At 42.1% G+C, this 11,934-nt stretch carries 8 protein-coding genes; 3 read left to right on the top strand and 5 right to left on the bottom strand.

The window, feature by feature from the left end:
- Positions 1 to 3: 3 nt before the first annotated feature.
- Positions 4 to 954, bottom strand: a complete 951-nt coding sequence (locus BM176_RS14040) for a glycosyltransferase family 2 protein (RefSeq protein WP_090104005.1) — start codon at positions 952 to 954, stop codon at positions 4 to 6.
- 92 nt (positions 955 to 1,046) lie between these two features.
- Here BM176_RS14040 and BM176_RS14035 point away from each other — a divergent pair, with 92 nt between their 5' ends.
- On the top strand, positions 1,047 to 2,537 hold the full coding sequence (locus BM176_RS14035; protein ID WP_090104003.1) for an oligosaccharide flippase family protein: 1,491 nt from the start codon (positions 1,047 to 1,049) through the stop codon (positions 2,535 to 2,537).
- Here the strand turns inward: BM176_RS14035 and BM176_RS14030 are convergent.
- Genes BM176_RS14030 through BM176_RS14020 form a run of 3 tightly spaced genes read right to left on the bottom strand, consistent with a single transcriptional unit; the run spans position 2,521 to position 4,840 of the window.
- The gene (locus tag BM176_RS14030; protein ID WP_090104001.1) at positions 2,521 to 3,408 is read right to left on the bottom strand and encodes a glycosyltransferase; all 888 of its coding nucleotides are present in this window, start codon (positions 3,406 to 3,408) and stop codon (positions 2,521 to 2,523) included. The genes BM176_RS14035 and BM176_RS14030 overlap by 17 nt on opposite strands.
- Complete coding sequence (locus tag BM176_RS14025) at positions 3,405 to 4,169, bottom strand: FkbM family methyltransferase (protein WP_090104000.1); 765 nt, start codon at positions 4,167 to 4,169, stop codon at positions 3,405 to 3,407. Before BM176_RS14025 ends, BM176_RS14030 begins: the two co-directional genes overlap by 4 nt.
- 47 nt (positions 4,170 to 4,216) lie before the next feature.
- A complete protein-coding gene (locus BM176_RS14020) occupies positions 4,217 to 4,840 on the bottom strand; it encodes a C40 family peptidase (RefSeq protein WP_090103998.1) in 624 nt (207 codons plus the stop codon).
- A gap of 160 nt (positions 4,841 to 5,000) precedes the next feature.
- On the opposite strand from BM176_RS14020, the gene dnaE reads away from it, so the two are divergent.
- Entirely contained in the window at positions 5,001 to 8,636 is a 3,636-nt protein-coding gene (gene dnaE / locus BM176_RS14015) for a DNA polymerase III subunit alpha (RefSeq protein WP_090103996.1), read from the top strand.
- A 132-nt stretch (positions 8,637 to 8,768) separates the two neighbouring features.
- Entirely contained in the window at positions 8,769 to 9,086 is a 318-nt protein-coding gene (gene trxA, locus BM176_RS14010) for a thioredoxin (protein ID WP_090103994.1), read from the top strand.
- A 94-nt stretch (positions 9,087 to 9,180) separates the two neighbouring features.
- Here the strand turns inward: trxA and BM176_RS14005 are convergent, their stop codons facing one another.
- On the bottom strand, positions 9,181 to 11,859 hold the full coding sequence (locus BM176_RS14005; RefSeq protein WP_090103992.1) for a gliding motility-associated C-terminal domain-containing protein: 2,679 nt from the start codon (positions 11,857 to 11,859) through the stop codon (positions 9,181 to 9,183).
- Between the last annotated feature and the right edge of the window lie 75 nt (positions 11,860 to 11,934).

Below are 11,934 nucleotides of genomic sequence, written 5' to 3'. Positions count from 1 at the left end.
TGGTTATGACTGTTTGCTGGCAAACAGGAAAGAGATAGTCATCAATAATTTAGAGAAGGCACCTATCCGCAACAAACCCGCAGGGAATAACTGTTGCCATCTGATCACATAAGCCGTAACAGCGGGTACTGTACCATTAAAGCCAGCCTCCCGGATATCAGATAACTTCGTGATTTGCATGTTGCGCAGCAGTCGCCAGAAAAAATCATATACGAAGATGCTGTTGAAATGACCGCCGCCTGTTTTTTCCAGCAGATAAAAGTATTCCGGGATATATACTTCCCGTTTATTATGTACTTCTTCTGTGATTTGTTCTTTACCCATCCCCACATAACACAATGGTTCATTTATATAAGTGAAGCCGGGATGTGCCTTTAGCAGGCGGATATAAAAGTCTACATCAACGGTCCATCTCACTTTCTCATCGTACCGGTAAGCGGGTTTATTCCGATGAATTACCACACTTGGTGGCCCTACGAGGTTATCCTGCAATACATTCACCGGATTTTTGCCAAAAGCCTTTCGGAACCAGGAGGGGGAAGTCATCAGCCTGGTTTCTCCTGAACTGATGTAATAATTATAATAGGCTGAATATGCAAAATCATGCAATGGATGCTCGTCCAGTGCCTGGCATAACCGGGCCAGTGAATCGGGCTGTGCGAACCAGTCATCATCATGCATAATCTTTATATATTCCCCTTTTGCAAGGTCCAGCGCAGTATTCCAGTTGCCCGGCATTCCCCTGGCAGGCACATTCCTGTAATATCGTATGGGCAGTTTTGTGGTATATTGCTGTACTAGGGCCTCTACGCTGTTATCCGGACTATCATCAGTAATTACGATTTCAAAAGCGGTAAAAGTTTGTATCACCAGCGAGTCCAGCAGGCGTTGCAGGTAATCTACCTGCTTATAGGCAGGTATGCATACGGAAACTTTGATATTCTCCTGGTTCATAGTTTTACTTCACATTTAACAGCAGAGCGCAAGATAAAATAATCCGAAAATATGAATACCTTTAATTTTTAAACCCAGCGGCGGCTATAGATATGAGTTCCATCAGGAAAAAAGGTATTATCACAACGATCATCATTTACTTCGGGTTTCTGTTAGGAGCGATAAATATCTTTCTTTATTTCAAATTCTTCCGGACAGATTACGTAGGTCTTACACGTGTGCTGATTGATATTGCAATGTTGTTAAGTAGCTTCACAATGCTGGGTACCAATTTTGTTGTAACAAAATTCTACCCTTACTATCGCCACTTCCATAAAGAGAACAAAAGTGACCTGCTTACAATTGCGTTTTTCTTCTCCGGCCTTGCCTGTTTGCTGCTATTGGCAGTATCCCCTTTAATAGAGCCGCTGATTGTCAGGAAATTTATAGTGAAAGCGCCTTTATTGATTAATTACTTTTACCTGGTTTACCCCCTCACCTTTTTCCTTGTATTTTTCCAGATACTGGAAGCGCATGCATGGAATTTAAATAAAGCAGTACTGCCCAACTTTCTGAAAGAGGTATTGTTCCGTTTTTTCAATACGATACTTATTATCCTTTTTATAACAAAACTCGTTTCTTTCCATACGTATGCCGTGCTCTTTAGCTGGCAGTATGCAGGCATATTCGCCGTTCTGCTGGTGTACCTGCTGTATGTTAAGCAACTCAATATGTCCTTTAACATCAGCACTCTCACGAGAAGGCTATGGAATAAGATGTTACCTTATACTCTTTTCATCCTAGCCGGTAGTGTGATTACTATACTCAGTACCACCATTGATGGTATTATCATATCCAGTTTTAGCGGACTGGATTATGCAGCGGTATTCATGATTGCTCAATATATAGCTTCTATTATTGTGGTTCCATACCGCACAGCAGCAAGTATATCCAGCCCTGTTATTGCCCAGGCATGGAAAGTCAAGGATATGGCGAAACTGGATAGTGTATACCGGAAAACCTCACTGAATCTGTTGATAGCCGGGGCTTTTATCTTTACAGCCATCTGGATCAATTACGATGATGTATTCAAACTGATAAAGCCGGACCCTATCTATTACTTAGGGAAGCCGGTTGTTTTTGCTCTGGGCATTTATCAGGTTATTGAATTGGGAACAGGCATGAACAGTGCCATTATCATCAATTCACGCAGATGGAAATTTGAGTTGTATTCCAATATGGTTCTGCTCATATGTACATTGCCCATCACCTATTTCCTGATTAAATATTTCGGTATGATTGGCGCAGCATATGCCACCCTTTTATCCCGTACCATCTTTAACGGTTTACGTTATGCCTTCCTCTGGAAAGTATATAACCTGCAGCCTTTTACGTGGAAAACCCTGGTGGCAATAGTGATCCCAGTAGTTGTTTATTTCCTGGTCTATTATACCATCAACTTATCAAACCCGCTATTGAACATCGTGGTGCGCAGCATATTTTTCGTAGTATTATATGCTTTCCTGTTATTACAATTAAAGGTTTCTGAAGATGTACGGCAGGTATATGGCACTATCGTAAAAAGAGTTAAGAACCTTTTATAGCGCGACGTAACCTTACTTTCAACCGTTTGTAGAAGTTAAAATAAAATGGGAGGATCTCTTTTAAACCGGATGCACCGGCAGCACGGCACCACAGTTTCTTGTTTTTAAAGGAAATCTTTTCAATGCTTAAGCGACGCAACCAGGCACGAATCACAGCTGATTCCCATTGCGGAGATATAACGCCGTCTACACTACAGGGTAGTGTTACCTTATTTACATTTTCGTGGAAATTGATAGCACCCAGCACCCACTCATCACCAAAATTACCTTTCGAAAAATGCGATACATCCACATCGTATACCACTGATACTTTGTAGAAAGATGAAACCCGCAGACTGATATCCAGATCATAAAAATGGAATCCATTCAACCTTTCACTGTTAAAGGGATGTTTTTGCCATACCTGTTTTCGCATGCATAACCATACACCATCCAACGTTTTTACCTGTACGGATTTCCCTTCCATTCCTTCCGGGCGCATATAAAACTGTCTGTCTTTTCCATTCTTTTTACGCTGATAAATATTACAGCAGTCAGCCTCCTGCAGCCCCGTATACCAGCCGGAAAGTGTTTTACTTTTATAACGGCTGCCGGCCAGGCCAATCAATGCCAGTTGCTCATCTTCATTAAAATGAGCGATTACCCGTGTGCCCCAGTCGTTCGTAAGGAAGGCCACATCATCATGTACAAAGCAGCAAATATCATATACGGCTCTTTGCGCCCCTGCATTATTTCCCGCACACATTCCGCCCAGTGCTTTCGCATTATCTATTACGATTAGTTCATGTGGCACCCCAATGGTGGCAGTGATATTCCGGGTTACATCTGCAGCACGGGCAGCATTTGCAGAGCAGATAATAACAGATATCATAATGAGGTATCTGCTTTTTTACAGAAAATATTCAGCTGAACTTCCCATGTATTTTCCATTTTCATGTGCATGAAAGGTAGAGGAGCCCAATCATTTGCCGGTTTAATATAATAATCCAGTTTGCAATCACGGAAAATGGATAATAAGGTTTGTAGTTTTTCAGGATCATTTGCCCGTCCGTGAAATTCCACGAACATATTTTTCACATTGTGAAGACGGTCTTTACAATCCAGCAGTACATCAATCTCCGCTCCTTCGATATCCATTTTCAGCATATCTACAGGTTGATCGAGATAATCGTATAAACGCGCACTAGGCGTTTTTACAGCAGTAGTTACACTTTCATTGATATGGCTGGACATATCTCCAGTTTGCTCAAAGCTGACACCGTTATTATGGATCCAAACAGCTTTCTGTACAAGAGTAATGTCTTTAAACTGGCTGGCATTCTCCTTTAACAGGTCAAAACTCTCCTGATCCGGTTCAAAGGCAACAATCCGGCTGGATGGGAATAATTGTTTAAAAAAAATAACACTCATTCCTATATGTGCTCCACAATCTAAAATAAGTGGTGTTGCAGAAGATGAAGGAAAGGTGTAGATCCCATCCCTGTATATTTCCCGATATGCATGTAATACTTCTTCCCCTTTCCTGAATGTTACAGTACTGTTATGCAGTTTTACACGTTTGATTTTCAGTTGATCTCCACTCCGGTTGATGAGTTTCAGCTTCCAGAAAAGCAATTTATTTTTCAATGACATGATAATAATTATCTGATTTATAGCGCGCTAATGTACAAACTTCAGGCCTATTCTACTCTACCTCCCCCGGCATAATACTTTTTCCAGTAAGGTTCATTCAGATCGCTGATCATTACACCTGAACTGGTAGAAGCATGTACAAACCTGTCATTGGTAAGGTAAACGCCAACATGGGATACGTTATTCTGATTAATTTTGAAGAAAACGAGATCCCCTTCCCTCATCTGGTAGTCGTTGAGTTTCTTAGCCTTTTGATATAATTGGGAGGAAGTTCCCGAAGAAGAAGCCCTGAATACGGTAGTAAGTAATGTATTACTGAAAGCAGAACAGTCTATACCGTCTTTGTTTTTTCCACCAAGCCGGTAAGGTGTACCGTACCAGTCTTCAATAAAACCATACAATTGCATGTTCGTTACCTTTTCTACAGGTACATCCAGCAGCTGTGCATATTTGAATTGCCACAATTGTGCGCTTTCGACTGTAGTACCGGTTGATGTAACTTTCAGTTTCACAGTGGGAGCTTTGAAAGCTGTGGAAGTGGTGAAACCTTCCAGGAACTGCCCCTGACTGTTGCTACGAGCAGTATTGCTGGTTTTTTTAAGAGAAGAACAAGCACTTGCCATAAGCCCACACATGATTATCATCAGCCATAAATGTTCTTTTCTTGCCATAATCCCTGCTTGTTAAAAAAATTTGAGCCAAGGTACTAAAAATAATCGTTTTTCTTAATATCAGGATTACATCTCAGGGTTACCCTACGTTTTGCACTATTGTGGATAATTTACAATCCTTCGATTTTTATCCTTGCTCTAAATATCGGACTTTTGCGAAATGGTATTCTCTCACTTACACGTTCATACTCAATACTCCCTGCTGGATGGTGCGGCAGACATTAAATCCCTGTACAAGAAAGCGATGTCCAGCAATCAGCCGGCTCTTGCTATCACAGATCACGGAAACATGTTCGGCGTATTCCAGTTTGTGGCAGAAGCCTACAATAATAAATTGAACCCGGAAGATCCCAAGGATAAGCGATTGAAAGTGAAGCCGATTGTAGGCTGTGAATTCTATGTGGTAGAGAACCGTTTTAAACGTGCCTTTACACGTGAAGAAAAGGATATCCGTAATCACCAGGTATTGCTGGCAAAGAACGACAAAGGATATCGTAATCTTATCAAATTATGTTCCCTGGGTTATATGGAAGGGCTGTATGGTAAATATCCCCGTATTGATAAAGAACTGATTGTTCAATATCATGAAGGGCTGATAGCTACTACGTGCTGCCTGGGAGCCTCTGTGCCGAGAACTATCCTGAAAAAAGGAGAAGAGGCCGGTGAAGAAGAGTTCAAATGGTGGCTGGATATTTTTGGAGAGGATTACTACGTTGAAATGCAGCGTCACGGAATTCCCGAACAGGAAAAAGTAAATGAATCACTGCTGAAATTTGCCACCAAACATAATGTGAAAATCATCGCCTCCAACGACTCCCATTATGTTGATCAGGCTGATGCCAATGCGCACGATATTCTTCTTTGTATTAATACCGGTGAGAAAAAGAGCACTCCTACCAACAAGGATTTTTCTGACGATGATGTGGCTGTGAAAAACAGACGTTTTGCCTTCTATAACGACCAGTTCTATTTCAAGACAACGGAAGAGATGAGCAAACTGTTCAGTGACCTGCCACAGGCCATTGATAATACCAATGAGATCGTGGATAAGGTGGAACTGCTGGATCTCAAAAGAGACATTCTGCTGCCCAACTTCCCGATTCCTGCAGGTTTCTTCACACAGGATCAGTATCTGCGTCACATCACCATGGAAGGTGCCCGTAAACGTTACGATCCATTAACACCGGAAGCAGAGGAAAGAATAAACTTCGAACTGGACGTTATCGAAAAGATGGGATTTGCCGGTTACTTCCTCATTGTATCAGACTTTATCAAGGCAGGGCGTGACCTCGGCGTATTCATAGGTCCTGGCCGTGGATCTGCAGCAGGTTCTGCTGTGGCCTACTGTATCGGTATCACCAATATAGATCCTATTAAATACAACCTGCTGTTTGAGCGTTTCCTGAATCCGGAACGTAAAAGTATGCCGGATATAGATACAGACTTTGATGATGAAGGCCGGCAGAAAGTAATTGACTACGTTGTACAGAAATATGGCAAGAACCAGGTAGCACAGATCATTACCTATGGTACCATGGCGGCCAAAATGAGTATCAAGGATGTGGCCCGTGTAATGGACCTGCCATTGATAGAATCCAATATCCTCGCCAAGATGGTACCGGACAAACCGGGTATCCAGCTTGCCCGCCTCTTCAACGCACCGTTGGATGGTGATAAAAGCCTTGTGGAAAAAGAAGGTTTGGGGCCGGAAGATATGGAGAATGTGAAAAAGCTAAGGGAACTGATCAAGGGAGATGATCTCCAGGCAGAAGTACTGCGTGAAGCCTGTGTATTGGAAGGTTCTGTGCGTAATACCGGGATCCACGCGGCGGGAATTATCATTGCGCCGCAGGATCTCTACGACCTGATTCCTGTATCCACCGCCAAAGATTCCGACCTTCTGGTTACCCAGTTTGAAGGAAGTATCATTGAAAGTGCCGGCGTTATCAAAATGGACTTCCTGGGTCTTAAGACCCTCACCATTATCAAAGGAGCGCTGGAACTGATAAAAATGAATCACGGGATAGAAATCGTGATTGATGATATCCCACTGGATGATGCTAAAACATATGAATTGTATCAGAAAGGCGAAACGAACGCTACGTTCCAGTTCGAGTCGCCCGGAATGCAGAAATACCTGCGTGAACTGAAACCGGACAGGTTCGATGACCTCATCGCCATGAACGCCTTGTACCGCCCGGGTCCGATAGAGTACATACCACTGTTTATCAAACGTAAACTCGGACTGGAAGAAACAGTGTACGACCTGCCGGAATTGGAGGAATACCTCAACGATACCTACGGGATTACTGTATATCAGGAACAGCTGATGTTGCTGAGTCAGAAACTCGCCAACTTCTCCAAAGGAGATGCCGACGTACTGCGTAAAGCGATGGGTAAGAAACAGAAGGCGGTGATGGATAAAATGAAGAAACAATTCATGGAAGGTTGTGCCGCCAATGGGCATGACCTGAAAATCTGTGATAAGATCTGGACCGACTGGGAGGCATTCGCATCCTATGCCTTCAACAAATCCCACTCCACCTGTTATGCATTCGTAGCATACCAGACCGGTTATCTGAAAGCCCACTACCCTGCAGAATATATGGCGTCAGTACTGAACTGCGCCAGCAATATAGAAAAAATCACCTTCTTCATGGAGGAAGCTAAAAGGATGGGAATCGACGTATTACCACCTGATGTAAACGAGTCTTTCAAAGGCTTTGCGGTGAATAAACAAGGACAGATCCGTTTTGGTATGGCCGGTTTAAAAGGTGTGGGTGAAAACGCGGTAGATAACATCCTGGAAGAAAGAAAGAACGGCCCTTACCAGAACATCTTTGAGATGATCAAAAGGGTAAATCAACGTGCTGTTAATAAGAAATCGCTGGAGGCCCTGGCTATGTCAGGAGCATTTGACTGCTTCCCGGCTCTTCACCGTGCCCAATACTTCTACAAACCGGAAAATGATGTGACCACCGGCCTGGACAAGATCGTAAAATTTGGTAACCAGGTATCTGCAGGCTCCAGTTCAGTAGGCAGCCTGTTTGGCGCAGATGATTTACCGGATGTGGAACCACCTAAGATCCCACCTTGTGATCCGTGGCCGCTGATCCTGAAGCTGAACAATGAAAGAGAGGTGACCGGGATTTACATTTCGGGACATCCACTGGATGATTACCGTTTTGAGAGCCGGTTCTATAATATGAATACCGTGCAGGACCTGGTGGAATACAATGCCGACTTGTCAACTCCAGGTAATGCCCGTGCGGGAAGAGAAAGGAATTTCCGGTTGGCTGTATACGTTACCGGTGCCCAGGAAAGGATATCCCGGAACAACCGCCAATTTGGCATTATGACCATTGAGGATTACAGCGGTAAATTCGAATTTGCCCTGTGGAGTGAGGACTTTATTCGCTTTGCCCCCTACCTCAAAACAGGGCTTTGCCTGTTTATAAATGGTGGATTTAAGGCCAAACGTTTCAATGACGCCGAATATGAGTTCAAAGTAGGCAGCATCCAGCTGTTGCAGGAAGTAAAGAAAACGCATACCAAGAAGATAGGGTTGGTAACTATGCCTAAGTTCATTACCCGTGAGTTTGTAGATTTTATCTGCGATAACATTGCCAAGTATCCAGGAGCCAGCGAGTTATATCTTCAGTTGATAGACAGGGACAAAGATATGGCCGTAAAACTGCACACATTCAATAAGCATATTGAGATGAATGATGAGCTGGCGCACTATCTGACCCAACAGCGGGATATCGATATTTATATAGAAACTATCAATAAGTAGGGGATCAAAAAAGCGCTACCTTGCAGGCTGTATCTGATTAAAATGGCTCTGTCAAAAGAGCAGTAAATATATTCGGTTTAATTCTTGAAGTATTAAACGAAACATGTAACAATAATCATAAATTAAAATATCATGGCATTAGAATTCACAGATTCGAACTTCCAGACGGAAGTGTTAAGCTCAGATAAATTGAGCGTGATAGATTTCTGGGCAGAGTGGTGTGGTCCTTGTCGCGCTATTGGTCCGGTTATCGAAGAACTGTCTAAAGATTACGCAGGTAAAGTAAATGTAGGTAAAGTAAACGTGGATCAGAATCCGCAGCTCTCTATCAACTATGGTATCACCAGCATTCCTGCTATCCTTTTTATTAAAGATGGCCAGGTAGTTGACAAACAGGTTGGTGCTGCTCCAAGATCAGTTTTGGAAAAGAAAATACAGACTAATCTTTAATAAGGAAACACATCATAAAATAAAAGCCGTCTCAAATGGGACGGCTTTTATTTTATGGATAACTGGCGACCAGATCTCTCTGGTGCTTTCCTTACTATCTGATTAATGTAAACGTTCCTTTCTGCGTTAACATATTCGATTCCTGTCCATAGAAAGCATATTGCACTGCATATACATATGCTCCTACTGGTTGTAGTTCGTGCTGATAAAAACCATTCCAACCAGTATTCATATCATTGGTTTTGTAAATTAGTTGTCCCCAGCGGTTGTATATAGTTAAATTGTAGATCGCTACTCCCCTTCCCTTTACACGAAATACATCATTCTGACCATCTCCATTTGGAGAAAAAGCATTTGGTGCATAGAGTGAACGATAATAAGTTAATTTGATACTAATTGTATCTGATGGTATACAATTCAATCCTGTTACAGTCTTTACAATATAGGTAACAGGCTTTAATGGTTTTGCAAAAGGTGAAGAACAATCAGTACAACTAAGTCCGTCTACTGGTGTCCATTCATAATCTATTGCATTCACTGCATTCAATTGTACAACATCACCAATGTTGATAGTAGTATCATGATTCATGATGTGAACAGGCGGAATGATCACGTTATAGATGTTAATAGTGGTATCTACACCGCAACTGTTGGCATCCCGCACACTTAATGCATAACTCCCCTGTGAAAGGCCAGACACATTTGATGTTTTCAACAGCACATTATCCCAGTAGAAACTATAAGGAGTAGTACCGCCAGCAGCAGAGACAGCTACACTTCCGTTCATCCGCTCACAGATTTCATTGATCGCATTTACGCCAATTTTAAAAGCTGCCGGTGCTATCAACTGAACATCCACACTATCAATACAAACAGCATTACGTATATAGATCCTGTAAGTTCCTTGTCCCAGGCCCGGAAACGAAGAAGTTGTCTGGAAAGGCTGTCCTTTAATCGCATATTCAAAAGGAGGTATTCCTTTCTGTACTTGTATAACAATACTTCCGTCCGTTTTACCATAACAGCTGGGCGCAGTTCCTGTACCCGTAGCTCTGATTATACCAGCAGTATTTTCGTAAACAGAAAGTGTCATTGAAACCTCACAGTTTGTTGAATCAACCACTCTCACAGTATAACTGCCAACTGTGAGATTACTGTAAACAGAATCCTGATTACGGTTTGTACCATTCACATAGTAAGTATAAGGCCGGGTACCGCCTGTTGGATGTACTTCAATTTTCCCGTATGGTATTCCACAATCAATAGTGGTCACTACAGGTGTATTCAGACTCATTGGGGAGGATACCGTAATCTTAATGGTATCCTTTCCTGTACAGCTACCACCATTATTCACTATCACACTATAAGTACCGGATGATGAAGCTATAATTTTTTGTGTGGTAGCACCGGTATTCCACAAATAATGCAGACCTCCTGCACCAGCATCTAATTGCAATGACATACCATTGCAGATCGTAGTATCATTTCCCAACTTCGGCGTGACAACTGGCATTACTACTATATTTTTACAGAAAGTACTTTGTGTAGGTAATGACTCATTCGTAAGCAGGTTCACTGTATAAGTACCCACCTGGTTATAAGTAACAGGTGGTGCGGTGATGAGTGTAGAAGAAGCAATACTTGAATTATTACAACTGTTAAATTCCAGCCTCGAAAGCGTGTTATTATCTACATTAGTGATAAGCGCATATAAACTGTTTCCCTCTCTGAATATAGTAGAAATAGAAACAGGAAAACTCAGGTTCCCCCCATTTCCCAACGAAACACCAGTAGCAGAGGTGGTGGTAATATCTCCGTTAAAATCCAGCCTTACAAGATCATTGGAAAAGTGATTAATAGCTAAAGCAAAGATGCCTCCGCAATCGTGTATTATACAAAGATCTCTCGGACCATTCAGCACATTACCCGGATTACCAAGACTACTGGTGGTAGGTGTATTTGCCAAAGAGCTTCCGAAATCATACCTTATCAGTTCGTTTGACGACTCATTTGTAATAAACACATACCAGTTGCCATTTTCCTGTATAGCAAAAATACCTGTCGGATCACTCGGATTACCCAGGGATCCAAAGTTTGTAGCTACTGGCGGGTTACTGAAATCTGTTCCAAATGAAAAACGGGTGACCGAATTACTGAACTTATTGACAGTTAATCCATACCAGTTATTATTCTCTTTAACGATATACAAGTCCTGAGGATAAAAAAGGGTTCCTCCAATATTACCCCAATCAGTGATCACCGGATTAGTATTGGCGAGAGAGGAGCCGAAATCAATCTTAACAATTTTTGAACTAGCTGAAGTTGATCCACCTACTACAATAACATGCCATCCATTTACATCCTGTACTACCTGAACGCCCTCCGTATAAAGAGGTATAACTCCCCCAAAAGTACCCAGATTAGTAGCAACAGGTGTATTCAGCAGACTGGTACCATATGCTAATTTGACTACAGTTCCACCACCGAAATTGACAACAAAAGCATAATAATTATTCCCCTCTTTTGCAGTAGCCAGGAATGAAGGCATATTTAATTGCCCTCCTACATTACCAAGATTTGTGATTTTGGGTGTACCGTACAGACTGCCAGAACAGAAATTCCAGAAGTACGTAGATGCACCAACAGAAGTATTCTGAATATTTACAGGGCTATTAACGCACACAGTATCAGGGGCAGTAAAACTAGCCTGGGAAAAAGAACGAATAAACAGGAGCAGTGAAAAACAAACTGTTAACAGTAAAAGTCTAAACATAAAGTGATGGTAACTAAGGGATAATGCTTTTGAAAGGGTATACTGAATAATTGTCCTTAAATACAAACAGGGGCA

Source organism: Chitinophaga sp. CF118, from assembly GCF_900112615.1.
Taxonomy (GTDB): Bacteria; Bacteroidota; Bacteroidia; order Chitinophagales; family Chitinophagaceae; genus Chitinophaga.
This window is presented reverse-complemented; position numbering and strand designations above follow the sequence as displayed.

What these genes read in the sequence shown, in the direction of transcription:
- BM176_RS14040 (WP_090104005.1), bottom strand. Translation starts at nt 954, where the DNA reads ATGAACCAGGAGAATATCAAAGTTTCCGTATGCATACCTGCCTATAAG.
- BM176_RS14035 (WP_090104003.1), top strand. Translation starts at nt 1,047, where the DNA reads ATGAGTTCCATCAGGAAAAAAGGTATTATCACAACGATCATCATTTAC.
- BM176_RS14030 (WP_090104001.1), bottom strand. Translation starts at nt 3,408, where the DNA reads ATGATATCTGTTATTATCTGCTCTGCAAATGCTGCCCGTGCTGCAGAT.
- BM176_RS14025 (WP_090104000.1), bottom strand. Translation starts at nt 4,169, where the DNA reads ATGTCATTGAAAAATAAATTGCTTTTCTGGAAGCTGAAACTCATCAAC.
- BM176_RS14020 (WP_090103998.1), bottom strand. Translation starts at nt 4,840, where the DNA reads ATGGCAAGAAAAGAACATTTATGGCTGATGATAATCATGTGTGGGCTT.
- dnaE (WP_090103996.1), top strand. Translation starts at nt 5,001, where the DNA reads ATGGTATTCTCTCACTTACACGTTCATACTCAATACTCCCTGCTGGAT.
- trxA (WP_090103994.1), top strand. Translation starts at nt 8,769, where the DNA reads ATGGCATTAGAATTCACAGATTCGAACTTCCAGACGGAAGTGTTAAGC.
- BM176_RS14005 (WP_090103992.1), bottom strand. Translation starts at nt 11,859, where the DNA reads ATGTTTAGACTTTTACTGTTAACAGTTTGTTTTTCACTGCTCCTGTTT.